Below are 16,762 nucleotides of genomic sequence, written 5' to 3'. Positions count from 1 at the left end.
TACTAACAGCCCTCATCCTGAGCGTGCCGAATAATCAACGTTCCACCCATGAGCAACCAGTGCGAGACGTTCGCTCGCATGCTGGCCTCTGAACCAAGCAAGCTTGGCTTAGAAGTGCTCCTTAGAAAGGAGGTGATCCAGCCGCACCTTCCGGTACGGCTACCTTGTTACGACTTCGTCCCAATCGCCAGTCCCACCTTCGACAGCTCCCTCCCACAAGGGGTTGGGCCACCGGCTTCGGGTGTTACCGACTTTCGTGACGTGACGGGCGGTGTGTACAAGGCCCGGGAACGTATTCACCGCAGCAATGCTGATCTGCGATTACTAGCAACTCCAACTTCATGGGGTCGAGTTGCAGACCCCAATCCGAACTGAGACCGACTTTTTGAGATTCGCTCCACCTTGCGGTATCGCAGCTCATTGTATCGGCCATTGTAGCACGTGTGCAGCCCAAGACATAAGGGGCATGATGACTTGACGTCGTCCCCACCTTCCTCCGAGTTGACCCCGGCGGTCTCCTGTGAGTCCCCATCACCCCGAAGGGCATGCTGGCAACACAGAACAAGGGTTGCGCTCGTTGCGGGACTTAACCCAACATCTCACGACACGAGCTGACGACAGCCATGCACCACCTGTACACCGACCACAAGGGGGCGCCCATCTCTGGACGTTTCCGGTGTATGTCAAGCCTTGGTAAGGTTCTTCGCGTTGCGTCGAATTAAGCCACATGCTCCGCTGCTTGTGCGGGCCCCCGTCAATTCCTTTGAGTTTTAGCCTTGCGGCCGTACTCCCCAGGCGGGGCACTTAATGCGTTAGCTGCGGCACGGACAACGTGGAATGTTGCCCACACCTAGTGCCCACCGTTTACGGCGTGGACTACCAGGGTATCTAATCCTGTTCGCTCCCCACGCTTTCGCTCCTCAGCGTCAGTATCGGCCCAGAGATCCGCCTTCGCCACCGGTGTTCCTCCTGATATCTGCGCATTTCACCGCTACACCAGGAATTCCGATCTCCCCTACCGAACTCTAGCCTGCCCGTATCGACTGCAGACCCGGGGTTAAGCCCCGGGCTTTCACAACCGACGCGACAAGCCGCCTACGAGCTCTTTACGCCCAATAATTCCGGACAACGCTTGCGCCCTACGTATTACCGCGGCTGCTGGCACGTAGTTAGCCGGCGCTTCTTCTGCAGGTACCGTCACTTTCGCTTCTTCCCTGCTGAAAGAGGTTTACAACCCGAAGGCCGTCATCCCTCACGCGGCGTCGCTGCATCAGGCTTGCGCCCATTGTGCAATATTCCCCACTGCTGCCTCCCGTAGGAGTCTGGGCCGTGTCTCAGTCCCAGTGTGGCCGGTCGCCCTCTCAGGCCGGCTACCCGTCGTCGCCTTGGTGAGCCACTACCTCACCAACAAGCTGATAGGCCGCGGGCTCATCCTGCACCGCCGGAGCTTTCAACCCCTCCAGATGCCTGAAGGAGTGTCATCCGGTATTAGACCCCGTTTCCAGGGCTTGTCCCAGAGTGCAGGGCAGATTGCCCACGTGTTACTCACCCGTTCGCCACTAATCCACCCCGAAGGGCTTCATCGTTCGACTTGCATGTGTTAAGCACGCCGCCAGCGTTCGTCCTGAGCCAGGATCAAACTCTCCGTGAATGCTTCCCCGTAATCGGGGTGACACCACGAGAGCGGAACAGTCGGAGGAATAATCCGACCGTTCACAGCGTCCTCGCTGTGCGCCATCCCAAAGGGATGGACTTTTTCAAAGGAACCTCGTCCCAGCGGATGCTGGAGACGGGGTATCAACATATCTGGCGTTGATTTTTGGCACGCTGTTGAGTTCTCAAGGAACGGACGCTTCCTTCGTACTCACCCTCTCGGGCTTTCCTCCGGGCGCTTCCCTTCGGTATTTCGTGTTTCCGACTCTATCAGATCGTTTCCGGTCCGATTTCCTCGGTGCTTTCCGGCCTTTCGACCTTCCGGCGGTTCCGACTCTATCAGATCCTTTCGGGCCTGATTCCCAGTCAGGGGGGCTTGTCCTCGCGGCTGTTGGGCCGTTCCGACGTCCCAGACTTTAGCGGATTCCCGGCCCCCGAGCTAATCGGGGGTTCGGAATTGAATTCGGGCATGCCGAATAGAATCCCGGTTGGGAGATCGTGCTGAGGTTGGGTGCCGCTTCGAGCGGCGAAAGTGCTGTCGCAGAACCGTTACGGCTCCGTGGCAACCCGAAGAACTTTACGGATCGGGCGGGCCCGTGTCAACCCCGCCCGGCAAGGTCATCCGTCGAGGTCCGTGAGGCGGCCGCCGGCGTCCGGCTGGGCGTCTTCCACCCGACGTAGAAGACGGGTGAGGACCTCGCCCAGGGCGCCGCGCTCCGCCGGGGAGAGGTCCTGGAGGAGGTCCTCCTCGAAGACCGTGGCGAGGCGCATCGCTTCCATCCACTTCTCGCGGCCCTCCTCGGTCAGCTCGACGATGACGCGGACGCGGTTGTTCTCGTCCCGGTCACGGGTGACCAGACCTTCCTGGACCATGCGGTCGATCCGGTGGGTCATCGCGGCGGGCGTGAGGCCGAGGCGCTTGGCGAGGTCGCCGGGGCCCAGGCGGTACGGGGTGCCGGAGAGGACGAGGGCCTTGAGGACCTCCCAGTCGGTGTTGCTGATCCCGATCTCCGCCGTCTGGCGGCCGTACGCCACGTTCATGCGGCGGTTGAGTCTGCCGAGCGCCGAGACGATCTGCTCGACCTGGGGGTCGAGGGCCTGGAACTCGCGCTGGTACGCGGCGATCTGCTCTTCGAGCGTCGGCTCGGCGGCCGGCGCGCCTTGGGTGTCCGCCATGGCGCGAAGTATGGCACGGGTGTGATTGGCGTTGAAGTCCTTGCCTGTGTACTCTTTAGCTTCGAACTTTAGCTTCTAAGTCTTCAGTGCTAAGGCCCGGTCGGTGACCGGGCCCGTGAAAGGGCAGGTGAAAGTGACCAGGGCGATGGGCGCGGCGATGCGCCGGATTCAGGTGGGCAGCGCGCTGAGCGCGTTCGGGATCGGCTTCACGGTTCCGTTCCTCTATGTGTACGTGGCGGAGGTCCGTGGTCTCGGGGCCGGTGCGGCGGGCATCGTGCTGGCCGCGTTCGCCATGGCCGCCCTCGTCGTCCTGCCCTTCACCGGGCGCGCCATCGACCGGCGCGGCCCGCTCCCCGTACTGGTCGCGGCCTCGGTCGTGGCGGCCGTGGGCGCGGTCGGTCTCGGGGTGGCGACCGTCGAGTCGGCCGCGATCGTGGCCGCCGCGGTGCTCGGAGCCGGTACGGCGGTGCTTCAGCCGGCGCTCGCCACGATGATCGTGTGGTGCTCGGCGCCTGAGACCCGGACCCGTTCGTTCGCGACGCAGTTCTTCCTGCAGAACCTGGGGCTCGGTATCGGCGGGCTCATCGGCGGTCAGCTCGTCGACGAGTCGCGTCCCGACAGCTTCCTGCTGCTGTTCTCCATCGAGGCCGTGATGTTCCTGGTGCTCGCGGGGATCGTGCTGACCGTGCGGATGCCGCACTCCCCCGTGCTCGGCGAGTCCGTTCCCAAGGACGGTGCCGCGGGCGGCGGCATGCGGGCGCTGCTCGGGCACCGGGCGATGGTGCAGCTGTGCGTGCTCGGGTTCGTGCTGTTCTTCGCCTGCTACGGGCAGTTCGAGTCGGGCCTCAGCGCGTACGGCGTCGAGGCGGCCGGGATCTCGGCGTCCACGCTCGGCATCGCGCTCGCGGCCAACACGGCGATGATCGTCGTCGCCCAGTTCGCGGTGCTGAAGCTGGTCGAGCGGCGCAACCGTACGCGGGTCATCGCCGCGGTGGGCCTCATCTGGACGGTCGCGTGGCTGATCGCCGGGTACGCGGGGCTCGGGAACGGAAGCCAGGCGATGGCGACGGCCGCGTTCATCTCCACGTACGCGCTGTTCGGGCTCGGTGAGGCGATGCTGTCGCCGACCGTGGCCCCGCTGGTCGCCGATCTCGCTCCGGCGGGCATGGTCGGCTCGTACAACTCGGCGTTCGCGCTGGTGAAGCAGCTGGCCCTGGCGGTCGGTCCGGCCGTGGGCGGGCCGATGGGCGCCGCGCTGCACGGTCCGTACATCGTGACGTTCGTGCTGTTCTCGCTGGCGATCACGGTGCTGGCGCTGCGGCTCGGCAAGCGGCTCACTCCGGAGCAGGAGCGGCCGGCGACGGCCGGGAGCCGTGTGGTGATGCGCAGTGCGCCGGAGCCGGCGACCGCTGAGGCGTAGGCGCGACGGAAGTGGCGTGAGGCGTGGGTGGGCCCTGGGGTCCCGCCCACGCCTCGCTGCTTTCGTCGGCCCAGGTCAGTCCACGTCCTCCGACAGGACGAACTCGCACCAGACCGCCTTGCCGCCGCCCGGTGTGCGCCGCGATCCCCAGTTCGCGGCGATGGTGGCGACGATCGCGATGCCGCGTCCCGCCTCGTCGGCGGGTTCCGCGCGGCGGCGGCGCGGCAGGTGGTCGTCCCCGTCGGTCACCTCGATGATCAGTCGGCGGTCCGTGCGGCGCAGTCGCAGGCGCATCGGCGGGGTGCCGTGCTGGAGCGAGTTCGCGACGAGTTCGCTGGCGGCGAGGACGCCGAGGTCGTGGAGTTCGTCGGCGAAGCGCCAGCTGGTGAGGACGCCGGACGCGAAGGCACGCGCGCGTGGTGCCGCTTCCACGCCGCCGAGGAGTTCGAGCGCGGCGTTGCGGAAGCGCTCGCCGTCGGTGCCCTTGCGGGCCGGGTGCTGGAGGACGAGGACGGCGACGTCGTCGTCGTGGTCGGCGGTGACGCCCGCCGCGCGGATCAGGCGGTCGCAGATCACCTGGGGGGTGCCGGTGGCGCCCGCCAGCGCGTTCTCGAGCGCGGCCACCCCCTCGTCGATGTCCTCGTCGCGCCGCTCGACCAGTCCGTCGGTGTAGAGGACGGCCGTGGAGCCCGAGCCGAGCGGCACCGATCCCGAGGTGTGCAGCCAGCCGCCGGTGCCGAGCGGCGGCCCGGTGGGTTCGTCGGCGCGGTGGATCGTGCCGTTCTCGTCGCGTACGAGGATCGGCAGATGGCCGGCGGACGCGTAGACGAGGCGGCCCTCGTTCGGGTCGTGGACGGCGTAGACGCAGGTGGCGATCTGGTGCGGGTCGATCTCGGTGGCCAGGCCGTCCAGCAGTTGCAGTACTTCGTGCGGGGGCAGGTCCAGGCGCGCGTAGGCGCGGACCGCCGTGCGGAGCTGGCCCATGACGGCGGCCGCGCGCACGCCGCGGCCCATGACGTCGCCGATGACGAGGGCGGTGCGGCCGCCGCCGAGGGTGATCACGTCGTACCAGTCGCCGCCGACGGCGGCCTCGGTGCCGCCTGGCAGGTAGGTGGCGGCGATGCGCAGGTCGTCGGGCTCCTCCAACTCCTGGGGCAGGAGCGAGCGTTGGAGCGTGACGGCGGTCTCGCGCTGTTCGCGTTCGCTGGTGCGCAGCCGCTCGGCGGCCTCCGCGTGGTCGGTGACGTCGGCGGCGAAGACGAGGACGCCGGGGCCCTCGGCGGTCTCCAGCGGGGTGCAGGTGACGGTGTACGAGCGGCCGCCGGACGTCTTGCGGGACTTGACCGTGCGGGGCTTGGTGGAGCGCAGCACCTGGTCGAGGAGCGGGAGCAGGCTGAGCTCGTCCAGCTCGGGCAGCGCCTCGTGGGCGGGCTCGCCGGCCTGCCGCTCGCCGAAGGCCGCGACGTAGGCGTCGTTGACGTACGCGATGCGGTGCTCGGGGCCGTGCACGAGGGCGACGAGCCCGGGGATGCGGTCGAGGACCTCGCGCACGGGCAGGTCGTCGACGCAGCCGACGGCGCCGTCCTCGCGCGGCGGGTCGTCGGACAGCTGCTCGGCGCGGGCCGCGGGGACCGCGCCGTCGCCCCGCTGGGGTCCGCCGTGGTCGGCCCGCGCCGCGGCGCGGCGCTGCGTTCCGGGGAGCCGGGCGCTCCAGCGCGTGAAGTTCACAGGGGAAAAGCCTCGTGGGGTCGAGGGCGGGCGAGGGGCCCGCCCAGGGTCGTGGACCAGTCTGGCGGACCGTACTGACAAACGTCAGACGCCGGTCCGTGAGCGGGAGTTCCGCGCTCCGGTCAGCTGTGCCGCTCCGTGGGCGTCAACAACGCGCTCAGGGCTACCCCTTCGGGTTCTGCGGCGGCCCGTGCGGGGTGTCGCGCGAGGGTCCTCCAGATGGGTCCGTAGGAGGGACCGCTCCGGCCGCGAGTTCGAACTCGGCGCGGGGCCGTTCCAGCGAGCCCAGCGAGACGATCTCTCGCTTGAACAGGCCGGTGAGCGTCCATTCGGTGAGGACGCGGGCCTTGCGGTTCACGGTGGGCACCCTGCTGAGGTGGTAGACGCGGTGCATGAACCAGGCAGGGTAGCCCTTCAGTTTGCGTCCGTAGACGTGCGCGACGCCTTTGTGCAGGCCGAGCGAGGCGACCGAACCCACGTACGCGTGCTCGTAGTCGGTGAGGGGTTCGCCGCGCAGGGAGGCCGCGATGTTGTCGCCGAGGGTGCGGGCCTGGCGAACCGCGTGCTGGGCGTTGGGCGCGCACCCCTTGCCGGGGTCCGTGATGTCGGGGACGGCGGCGGCGTCGCCCGCGCCCCAGGCGTGCGGGGCGCCGTCGACGGCGAGGGTGGCGGCGCACTTGAGGCGGCCGCGTCCGGTCAGCGGCAGGTCTGTGGCGGCGAGCAGCGGACTGGGTTTGACGCCCGCGGTCCACACGACGGTGCGGGTGGGGAAGCGGGAGCCGTCGCTGAGCACGGCGACACGGTGCTCGCAGGATTCGAGGCGGGTCTCCAGGCGCACGTCGATATTGCGTCCGCGCAGTTCACGGATCGTGTACTGGCCCATTTCGGGGCCCACTTCGGGCAGGATCCGGTCGGACGCCTCCACGAGGATCCACTTCAGGTCCTCCGCCTTGACGTTGTGGTAGTACTTCGCCGCGTACCGGGCCATGTCCTCCAGCTCGCCGAGCGCCTCCACGCCCGCGTATCCGCCTCCTACGAAGACGAAGGTCAGCGCCGCGTCGCGGACCGCGGGGTCGCGGGTGGAGGAGGCGATGTCGAGCTGTTCGATGACGTGGTTGCGCAGGCCGATGGCCTCTTCGACGGTCTTGAACCCGATGCCGTGGTCGGCGAGCCCGGGGACCGGGAGCGTGCGGGAGATCGAGCCGGGCGCGAGGACGAGTTCGTCGTACGTGAGGGTGGCCGCGCCCGTGCCCTCCTCGTCGCTGGCCAGCGTGGTGTACGTGACCGTGCGCTTGGCGTGGTCGACGGACTGCGCCTCGCCGACGATCACCTGGCACTGGTCGAGCGCGCGGCGCAGCGAGACCACGACGTGGCGCGGAGAGATGGACCCGGCGGCGGCCTCGGGCAGGAAAGGCTGATAGGTCATGTACGGGTCGGGGGTGATCACGACGATCTCCACGGCCCCGCTCTTGAGCTCCGGTTTGAGCTTCTTCTGGAGACGCAGAGCCGTGTACATCCCGACGTAACCGCCGCCGACTACAAGAATGCGCGCAGGTTCCCTCACCCTCCCATGACGCATCGGGCCCATGCGTTTGTCCACAGTCCCGACCATTTGTATGACGACCAGAAGTGCCCGTCCTGGACCGCTTGTCGACCGATGTACGCGCAAGGAATGCAGGTCAGCGTCCGAAGCGGGGCCGTGGGCCGGGGTGGCGGGCCGGCCGGCGGTCATGGCGGAATCCCGCACATCCTCCTTTCGAGGGGCCCCCGGTGCGGAACCTGCCTCTTCTGAATTGCTCCCGGCTCAACTATGTTCGTCTCCTGTCGGGGTGTCTGGGGGGATACGCGGGCGGGGCCGGGACGCGGTCCCGGAAATCGCTGTCTGTTCCTCCGGCTCCGACAGACAATGGCGGGGAGTGTCTCCGGGGGGAGACGTCATTACCGGGGGAACACATATGCACATTCAGGACTCTCATTGGACCTCGGCCTCTGCCGTGGCGCCCGCGGGTGCCAACGGGCGTGGCGCCGGCGACGGTTCGCGTTCCACGCCGCTGCGCGTGGACGCGCAGCGCAACCTGGAGCACGTGCTGCGTGCGGCCAGGGAGGTCTTCGGCGAGCTGGGGTACGGGGCGCCCATGGAGGACGTGGCGCGGCGCGCCCGCGTCGGGGTGGGCACGGTGTACCGGCGCTTCCCCAGCAAGGACGTACTGGTGCGGCGGATAGCCGAGGAGGAGACGGCCCGGCTGACCGACCAGGCGCGCACGGCGCTCGGTCAGGAGGACGAGCCGTGGTCGGCGCTCTCGCGCTTCCTGCGGACCTCGGTGGCCTCCGGGGCCGGCCGGCTGCTGCCTCCGCAGGTGCTGCGGGTCGGCGTCGCCGACTCCGACGACGGGGCGCACGAGGAGGTGCGGGTGCCGGAGCAGCGGGCCGCGACTCCGGAGCTGCGGCTCGTCGAGCAGCGGCCGCCGGCCGAGCAGGAGGCGCTGCCCGCGGACGACGCGGGAGCCGCGGCGCTCCTGGAGGTCGTGGGCCGGCTCGTGGACCGCGCGCGGGAGGCCGGTGAGCTGCGGACCGACGTCACGGTGTCGGACGTGCTGCTCGTGATCGCGACGGCGGCGCCCTCGCTGCCGGACGCCGCGCAGCAGGCGGCGGCCTCGGCCCGGCTGCTCGACATCCTGCTCGAGGGGCTGCGCTCGCGTCCCGCGTGACCTGCCGGGCCCTCGCGGGGTCTCCGGGATCCTCACGGAAGCGCACCCGTTAACCGTGGGTTGACCGCGCCGTCACGGGCGGTCAACTCGCGGTGTCGACAGGGTGGTTGAGCCTTCCCCGAACGGGTGATCCTTAGGGGTTGAGTACGCGAAATCTCCACGGATGAGTGGTTGCCGTGCAGCAACTCCTTCGTGGGCCGCCCCGTGTGGCACTCTTTCCCGGTGATCGGGTCAGAGTGGGCGGTCGGGGGCATTCCGCAATGAGCGTTGACGGTCGGGACGAGCAGCGGCCGGAGGGCGCCGGGACGAGCGCCGGGACTCCTCCCCCGCAGCAGGTGCCGAGCCAGGGCGGTCCGGGAAGGACGCCGGCCGAGCATCCGGACACGCAGGCATCGGTGCCGCCCCAGCGCGAGAGCGGCTCGGCTCCGGGGGCCGCCGCGGGCGCCGCGGTCGGTTCCGCGCCGGGTGCCGACGAGGCGCCGCCCTCGTCCGACGCCGACCTCATCGGCCGTATGCGCGCGGGCGACGACAGTGCCTACGAGGAGCTGTACCGCCGCCACTCCGCCGCCGTCCGCCGCTACGCGCGCACCTGCTGCCGCGACGGGCACACCGCCGACGACCTGACGGCCGAGGTCTTCGCCCGCACCCTGCAGGCAGTCCGCAGCGGCAGCGGCCCCGAGCACGCCGTCCGCGCCTATCTGCTGACCACGGTGCGCCGTGTGGCCGCGGGCTGGACGAAGTCGGCCAAGCGCGAGCACCTCGTCGACGATTTCGCCGTGTTCGCCACGCAGGACGCCCGCTCCCGGGAGGCCAGCGACGACGACACCCTCGACCTGGGCGCCGACGTCCGGGCGATGCACGAGGCCGAGCAGTCGATGGCCATGCAGGCCTTCCGCTCGCTGCCCGAGCGCTGGCAGGCCGTGCTGTGGCACACCGAGGTCGAGGAGGAGTCGCCGAGCGAGGTCGCGACGCTCTTCGGGCTCGACGCCAACGGCACGCGCGTGCTCGCCAAGCGGGCCCGCGAGGGCCTGAAGGAGGCCTACCTCCAGGCCCACGTCTCGACCACGCTCACCCAGTCCGAGGAGTGCGCCCGCTACGCGGACCGGCTCGGCGCCTACGCGCGGGGCAGCCTGCGCACCCGGGCGGAGCGGGGTCTGCGCAAGCACATGGAGGAGTGCGCCAAGTGCCGCCTCGCGGCCGGGCAGCTCAAGGAAGTCGCCAGCGGCATCCCGGGCGTCGTGCCGATCGCGGTCATCGGTTGGTTCGGCGCCGCCGGGTACGCGAAGGCCGCCGCGTTCATCGGGGGCGGCGCGGCGGGAGCCGCGGGCGCGGCCGGGGCCGGTGCGGCCGCGGCGACGGGCAGCGGGTCCACGGGCGGCGCCGCGGGCGGCGCGGCCTCCGAGGGACTCGGGGCGCCCGCGAAGGCCGGTATCGCGGCCGGTGTGGTGGCGGCGGGGACCGCGGTCGCGCTGGCGATCGCGCTCGCCGGTGACCCGAAGCCGAAGACGGAGGCGCACGAGAAGGCGCCGCCGCCCGCCTCGCAGCCGGTCGAGCCGAAGAAGCCCGAGCCGAAGCCGAAGCCGCCTGCGCCGGAGCCCAAGCCCCCGGCGCCCAAGCCGACGCCTCCGAAGCCGAAGCCCCCTGCCCCGAAGCCGACACCGACCCCGACGCCCAAGCCGAAGCCCCCGAAGCCGAAGCCCCCTGCCCCCAAGCCGACGCCGCCCAAGCCGACCCCGAAGCCGACGCCCCCGCCGGCCCCGAAGGTCTACCCGGTGAACGAACTGCGGTACGACACCACGGGCGACGGCTCGCAGCCGGAGATCCGCCTCGGCGAGTCCAGCTGGGTGTGGCAGCGCTCCGGCATGTCGATCGCCGACAAGCAGTACGCGAAGGGCGTCTCGGTGCACTCGAAGTCCTCCGTCACCATCGACCTCAACCGCAGCTGCACGACGTACGACGCGTATGCCGGGATCGACGACATGACGCTGGGCCTCGGCGCGGTCCGGTTCTCCGTCTACGTCGACGGGGCGCGGGCCTGGAGCTCCTCCGTGGTCAAGGGCCGCCAGCCGGCGGTGCCGGTGCATGTGAACGTGTCGGGGGCGAAGTCGATCCGGCTGGTCACCGAGCCGAACAGCCCGGCGGACTCGGTGGCGGTCGCCGACTGGGCGGAGTCCCGCTTCACCTGCACCTGACCGGTACGTGGCCGAGCGCGCGGCGGCGGCCGGCCAGTCGCCGCCGGTTCAGTCGACGCCGGTCGCGCCCGCCAGGTCCGCGAGCAGCCCCTCGTGCGTGAGCGCGCCGCCCGCCGCGCGCTCGGCCGCGTACCGTGCCTCGCCGAGCTCCGCACGCGCGCGTGCCTCGGCGTCCGCGTACTCCTCGCGCTCCGGCATCGACCTCGGCAGCCCGGCGCGCAGCGCGTCGGCGGCGGCGAACAGGCGCACCGCGCGCGCCATGTCGCCCGCCCGCACGTGCAGTTCGGCGCCCACGTCGACGAGGCCCGCCGTCACCGACTCGGCGGTCTGCCCCAGGACGTCGTCGCGCAGCAGCCCGACCACCTTCTCCAGACCCGCCTCCGGGCCCGACTCGGCCGCCGTGACGCGGGCCTCGACCACGCCGAGCGCCGCCACGAACTGCGGCGGCGGGGTGCCGCCCTCGGCCACCGCGCGGGACGCGTCGCAGTGCTCGCGCGCGCGGGCCACGTCGCCCTCCGACAGGGCGAGGTACGCGCGCAGCAGCCGGGCGAACGCCGCCGTGTCCACCACCCCGTACCGCTCGGCCTCCTCGGTCGCCATGTCGAGCGTCTTGCGCGCGGTCTCGGGGTCGCCCGCGCGGAACGCGATCTCGGCGAGGCGCGCCATGAGGAAGGGCGACTCGGCGTACGCCCCCACCTCGTAGGCGAGCAGCAGTGCCTCCTCGTACTCGCCCTTGGCGTCCTCGAACCGGCCGCGCCCCATGGCGGCCTCGCCCGCCGCGCTGCACACCTGGGCCCGCATCCAGCGGTCGCCGACGCGACGACTCAGGCCCCGCAGCTCGGCGAGGTCGTCGTCGACGCCGCTCATGTTGCCCGGCATGTCGACCGCCATGTGCGCGCGGAACATGAGGGTGACGCCGAGCTCCCAGTCGCCTCCGAAGCGGCGGCAGTTGGCGACGGCGGCGTCCAGGGAGGCGCGCACGTCCTCGCCGCTCTCGTCGCCCAGGAGGAAGAGCATGAACGGCCAGATGATGCCGGGGAAGCGGGCGCCCTGCGGGCTGGGCGGCGCGAACGCCGCCTGCACGCGCTGCGCGTACGCCCGGTCCTCCTCGGCGGCGACGGTGCTGTGCGGGTACACCTCGGACTGGAGGAACAGGGCGAGCAGCCGCACGTTCATCCGGGGCCAGTGCAGCGGGTCCTCGGGGTCTTCGGGCGCCGATCTGTCCGGCAGCAGCGCCACGACCCGCTCGACCCAGGCGGTGCCCTCCGTGCGGTAGTTGCGCAGCCACCAGAACCAGCCGAGGTGCAGGGCGAGGTCGATCGCCGCCTCCTCGTCCGCGGTGCTCCCGGAGGTGACGCGGGTCAGCGCCGCCCTGATGTTGTCGAGATCCGTCTCCAGACGCTGGATCCACGGCAGCTGCTCGGCGGAGCGCAGCCGGGGGTCGGCGGCCTCGACCAGCGCGCGTACGTGCGCGATGTGCCGCCGCTCGGCCGCCTCCAGGGTTTCGGGGGTCTCGGCCGCGCGCTCGGTGGCGTACTCGTGGATGGTCTCCAGCATTCGGTAGCGCATGCCGTCGCCGCGCCGCTCCTCGTGGGACGCGGCGACGATCAGGGACTTGTCGAGGAGGGAGCCGATGACGTCGGCGACCTCTTCGGTGGAGCAGACGGCCTCCGCCGCCTCCAGGTCCCAGCCGCCGGCGAACACCGACAGCTCGCGCAGGGTGCCGCGCTCCCGCTCGTCGAGCAGGTCCCAGGACCAGTCGACGACCGCGCGGAGGGTCTGCTGGCGGGGCAGTACGGTGCGGCTGCCGCCGGTCAGCAGGCGGAAGCGGTCGTCTAGGCGGTCCGCGATCTGGCGGGGCGTGAGGAGTCTCAGGCGGGCGGCGGCCAGCTCGATGGCGAGCGGCAGCCCGTCGAGGCGGCGGCAGATCTCGGCGACGGCCCGCTGATCCTGGCTGGGGTCGAAACCGGGGCGGACCGCGGCGGCCCGTTCGGCGAACAGGCGGTGGGCGGGGTCCGGTGGCAGCGGCTCGACGGGGCGGACGGACTCCCCCGGTACTCCGAGGGGTTCGCGGCTGGTGGCGAGGATCGTGAGGCCGGGGCAGCGCGTGAGGAGGGTCTCGGCGAGCCGGGCGGCCGCGCCGATCACGTGTTCGCAGTTGTCAAGGATCAGGAGCAGGCTGCGGTGTGCGCAGTGCTCTACGAGGAGGCTGGTCGGGTCGGTCTGCGGGCCCGACAGCTCGTTCGTCTTGAGGACCGTCTCGCGCAGGTCCAGGGCGCTGACGACCGCGCCGGGCACCGCTTCCGGGTCGTCGAGCGGCGCCAGCTCGACCAGCCAGGCGTGCGGGAGAGGGGCCGCTGCCTCCTCCGCCAGGCGGGTCTTGCCGGAGCCGCCGGGGCCCGTGAGGGTGACCAGGCGTGCTCCTCGCAAGTGGGAACGGATGGCGGCGAGTTCGGGTTCCCGGCCCACGAAGGAGTTAAGTCGGGGACGGAGGTTGCCGGTTCGGGGCGCCGGGCGCGGCGTGGGCATGTCGAGGACCTGCGATGCGGGTTCCCCGGGCGCCGCCCCGGCCCGCGGCGCCAGCAATTCGGCGTGCAGGGCCGTGAGTTCGGGCCCGGGGTCCGCTCCGAGGCCGTCCGCCAGTTCCCGGCGCGCCGACTCGTAGGCGGCGAGGGCGTCCGCGCCGCGGCCCGCGTCGCGCAGCGCCCGGATCAGCAGGGCGTGCAGCGGCTCGTCGTACGGATGGGCGGCGGTCAGCTCCCGCAGCTCCGGTACGAGCTCGGCGGCGCGGCCCAGGCGCAGGTCCGCCGCCACGCGCGCGCGGGTGGCGTCCTGGCGGCGGGCCTCGTGGCGGGTGGCGGCGGTGCGGTCGGGGAGGTCGGCGAGGGCGGGGCCGCGCCACAGGGCGAGCGCGTCGCGCAGGGTGTCGGCGGCGGTCACCGGGTCGTCGGCGGCGAGGGCCGCGGTGCCCTCGCGGGTCAGGCGCTCGAAGACGTGCAGGTCCACGTCGTCGCGGGTCGCGGCGAGGCGGTAGCCGCCGGTCTCGGAGGTGACGGCCTCCTTGCCGAGCGCGCGGCGGAGCCTGCCGACCAGCGCCTGGAGGGCGGCAGCGGCGTCGGCGGGCGGGTCGTCGGCCCACACGTCGTCGATGAGCGTGTCCGTCGGGGCGGTGTGCGGGGTGTGCAGCGCCAGGGAGGCGAGCAGTGCGCGCAGGCGTGCGCCGCCCACGGGCACGGGCGCGCCCCCGTCGTCGTATGCCTGTGTGGTTCCCAGGATCTTGTACTGCACTGAGGCATTGTCACCGGACGGCGACGGGAGGGCCCAGTTTTTTGCCCGGAGCTGCCCCTTCCGCGCGGTGCCCTACCTGGGCCCGGCCCCCAGGGCGCGCTCCGGGACGACGCTGCCGGTCGGCACGGCACGCGCGCGTGCGGGGGTGCCGGTCCAGCAGGTGCCGCGGCGGGCGAGGAGGCGGCGCAGCCACAGTTCGAGGGCGACGAGGTCGGCGAGGCCGTCGAGGGGCAGCGGCTCGCCGTCGGCCGCCGCGCGCAGGGCCTTGCGGACGACGCGGGCCTCGACGAGCCCGGTCTGCGCGAGCAGGGGCGTCTCGAAGAGCCCGATCAGGTGGTCGGCGGCGAGCCGGAGCCCCGCGCGCGTGGCCGCCGAGGAGGAGGCGTGCGAGGGGGCGCCCCAGCCGGGCGGCAGCTCGCTGACGCCCGCGCCTTCGAGGACGCGGCGCAGGATGTCGGCGCGGGCGCCCGGCTGGACGCGCAGCGCCTCGGGCAGGGCGCGGCAGGCGCGCACCACCTGGTTGTCGAGGAACGGGGCGTGCAGCCGCTGGAAGCGGACCTCCGCGGCCTGTTCGAGGATGCGCAGGTCGGCGGCGTGCCGGGCGAGGCCGGCGCGGGCCCTGAACTCTCCGGGGCGCTGTCCGGGCCCGGGCCCCGGACGGGTCGTGCCGTCGTGCAGGCGAACCGATACTTCTGCGAGGGCCTCCCCGGTCAGCCAGCGCGCGGCGGGCCCCGGTCTGGCCCACGCGAGGGCGGCGAGGGACGCGCCGACGGCGCCGCCCGGCTCCTCGAAGCTGCGCTGGAGGAGTCGGCTGGAGAGCCCTTCGAGGCCCGCCTTGTAGGGCGTACGGGCAAGTTTTCGGGCCGCTCCGTAGACGCGTGCCGGGACCGTGAGGGAGCCGTCCGCCTTCGTGAGGGCGGCGACGGGGCGCACCATGTGGCGTCTGCGCCGGTCCATCAACAGGTCGGCCAGGCGCGCGGGGTGGGCGTCGAGGACCTGCCGCGCCCCGTATCCGGTGAAGTGGTCGGCGCTGCCCGAGGCGAGGCGGGCGCGGTGCCGGGCGGCCGTGACCAGGGAGGAGCTCGGCTCGTCGGTGAGCGGGCCGTCCAGCTCGGCGTACGGGAGCGCCTCCTCGCCGGCCGCGACCACGACGTGGTGCAGGCGCGGGTTCGCGGCGAGCGCCCCCGCCCGCTCCAGCTCGGCCTCGTGCTGGTCGGCGCGGGACGAGCGGTCGTTGAAGGTGACGGCCAGCAGGCGCTCGCCCGCGCCCGTGCCGTGCCCGAGGACCGTGCCGGGCATGCCGGGCAGGCCCGCCGCGAGCAGCGCGAGGGTGCCGGACGCGGGCCCCCCGGAGACGTCGGCCCCGATGCCGGGCACGGGCATGCCGCGGGCGGCCCTGCGCTCTGCGGGGCCCATGCCGGGCACGGGCCCCGGGTCGAGGTCGGTGCCCGGCACGTGCCGGGGCGCGGCGAGGCGGGTCCGCACGGCGTCCACGAGGGCGTCCCTGACCTCGTCCACGGCCCGGTCCTCGTCGACGGGGCCCGCGCCCACGGCGAGCGAGGCCACCGGCTCGTAGCCGGCGATCTCGCGGGACCCGGCGCGCAGGATGAGGGCGTGGCCCGGCGGGATGCGGTGGACGCCCTGGTACGGCGTCGAGTCGTGCAGCGCCTCGGGAACGTCGGGCGCGGCGAGGAGCGCGGCCAGGTGCCCGACGTCCAGGTTGGCCTCGATGAGGTCGGCGAGCGGGAGCGCCGCCGTCGCGTACGCGGTGCCGCCCGCCCACGGGGTGTGGAAGACGGGGCGCGCGCCCGCGAGGTCGCCGACCACGGTGACGCGGCGGCCCGCCTGGACGACCGCCGTGTAGCTGCCGGGCCAGGCCGTGAGGTGGCGCAGGGCGCCGCCGCGCGCCGCGAAGAGGCCCACCCTCAGTTGTTCGTCGGTGGCGCCGCACACCCCGAGGACCGCGATCCTGGTCTGCTCGTCCGCCTTCACGATGCGCACTTCGTCGGGGCGCCAGTCGCCGACGGCCCACAGCGGATCCGGGTCGCCCCACAGGAGTTGGGAACCCACCGGGTGGACGGTCTCGCCCTCCGACCCCATGGCGCCCGCGGAGCCGAGCGCAACGGGCCCGGTGGCGGCACTGCTCCACCCCACCAACCAGCGCATCGCCGCCTCCACAGACTGTGGACAACACAAGGGAAACCCATGCTGCCACGAAGGAGGCCTCGAAGAGGGTGCAAGTGGGGAGCGGGAAATGGCGTACGCTCCCCCTAATGCGCCCCATTTGAGCCGTGGTTGAACCGTGGCACAACCCAGGCCAGTCAGGATGACAGGGGCGAGAATCAGCCAAATCGGCCGCCGTTGGCCGGAGCTGACCACCCCGCTTCAACCACAGCGCGCAACGCACAGTCCGGGAGGCGCGGTTCGCCTCCCGGACCGGTCCGCCGCCCGCGGGGATGTAGGCGGCGGTGTCCCCCAGCCCACTGGATCCAGTACAGCGGGCCGACCCACGCAGGTCCCATGCAACCGCCGGTACGGCCTCCCGGTAAGAGCGCACGCACGGGCGCACGGCACCACGCCCGGAGCACACGGTCACA

Annotated in this window: 8 protein-coding genes and 1 rRNA gene; 3 read left to right on the top strand and 6 right to left on the bottom strand. The window is 71.9% G+C overall.

The window, feature by feature from the left end; all coding sequences use genetic code 11:
- Nucleotides 1-125 precede the first annotated feature (125 nt).
- A 16S ribosomal RNA gene (locus ACTWJ8_RS21115) occupies nucleotides 126-1,651 on the bottom strand.
- Nucleotides 1,652-2,271: 620 nt separating this feature from the next.
- On the bottom strand, nucleotides 2,272-2,829 hold the full coding sequence (locus ACTWJ8_RS21110; protein WP_356389811.1) for a MarR family winged helix-turn-helix transcriptional regulator: 558 nt from the start codon (nucleotides 2,827-2,829) through the stop codon (nucleotides 2,272-2,274).
- Between the two features lie 145 nt (nucleotides 2,830-2,974).
- Between ACTWJ8_RS21110 and ACTWJ8_RS21105 the strand changes: the two genes are divergently transcribed.
- Nucleotides 2,975-4,249, top strand: a complete 1,275-nt coding sequence (locus ACTWJ8_RS21105; protein ID WP_443264952.1) for an MFS transporter — start codon at nucleotides 2,975-2,977, stop codon at nucleotides 4,247-4,249.
- 75 nt (nucleotides 4,250-4,324) lie between these two features.
- Here ACTWJ8_RS21105 and ACTWJ8_RS21100 read toward each other — a convergent pair whose 3' ends face one another.
- Together ACTWJ8_RS21100 and ACTWJ8_RS21095 are read right to left on the bottom strand one after the other, a co-directional pair.
- Complete coding sequence (locus ACTWJ8_RS21100) at nucleotides 4,325-5,977, bottom strand: ATP-binding SpoIIE family protein phosphatase (protein WP_443260011.1); 1,653 nt, start codon at nucleotides 5,975-5,977, stop codon at nucleotides 4,325-4,327.
- Nucleotides 5,978-6,140: 163 nt separating this feature from the next.
- Nucleotides 6,141-7,556 carry an NAD(P)/FAD-dependent oxidoreductase gene (locus tag ACTWJ8_RS21095; RefSeq protein ID WP_443264950.1) on the bottom strand — a complete coding sequence of 472 codons (1,416 nt, stop codon included), beginning with the start codon at nucleotides 7,554-7,556 and terminating at the stop codon, nucleotides 6,141-6,143.
- A 376-nt stretch (nucleotides 7,557-7,932) separates the two neighbouring features.
- Between ACTWJ8_RS21095 and ACTWJ8_RS21090 the strand changes: the two genes are divergently transcribed.
- Nucleotides 7,933-8,685 (top strand): TetR/AcrR family transcriptional regulator, encoded by a 753-nt coding sequence (locus ACTWJ8_RS21090; protein WP_356389807.1) that lies wholly within the window; start codon nucleotides 7,933-7,935, stop codon nucleotides 8,683-8,685.
- Between the two features lie 260 nt (nucleotides 8,686-8,945).
- Entirely contained in the window at nucleotides 8,946-10,877 is a 1,932-nt protein-coding gene (locus ACTWJ8_RS21085) for a sigma-70 family RNA polymerase sigma factor (RefSeq protein ID WP_443260010.1), read from the top strand.
- A gap of 48 nt (nucleotides 10,878-10,925) precedes the next feature.
- Here ACTWJ8_RS21085 and ACTWJ8_RS21080 read toward each other — a convergent pair whose 3' ends face one another.
- Both ACTWJ8_RS21080 and ACTWJ8_RS21075 read right to left on the bottom strand, forming a co-directional pair.
- Nucleotides 10,926-14,165 (bottom strand): ATP-binding protein, encoded by a 3,240-nt coding sequence (locus tag ACTWJ8_RS21080; protein ID WP_443260009.1) that lies wholly within the window; start codon nucleotides 14,163-14,165, stop codon nucleotides 10,926-10,928.
- A 72-nt stretch (nucleotides 14,166-14,237) separates the two neighbouring features.
- Nucleotides 14,238-16,331 (bottom strand): asparagine synthase-related protein, encoded by a 2,094-nt coding sequence (locus ACTWJ8_RS21075; protein WP_356389801.1) that lies wholly within the window; start codon nucleotides 16,329-16,331, stop codon nucleotides 14,238-14,240.
- Between the last annotated feature and the right edge of the window lie 431 nt (nucleotides 16,332-16,762).

It is taken from the genome of Streptomyces sp. SDT5-1 (assembly GCF_052245995.1).
Lineage (GTDB): Bacteria > Actinomycetota > Actinomycetes > Streptomycetales > Streptomycetaceae > Streptomyces.
Note: the sequence above shows the minus strand (reverse complement) of the source record. Positions and strands in the feature narration are given on the sequence as shown.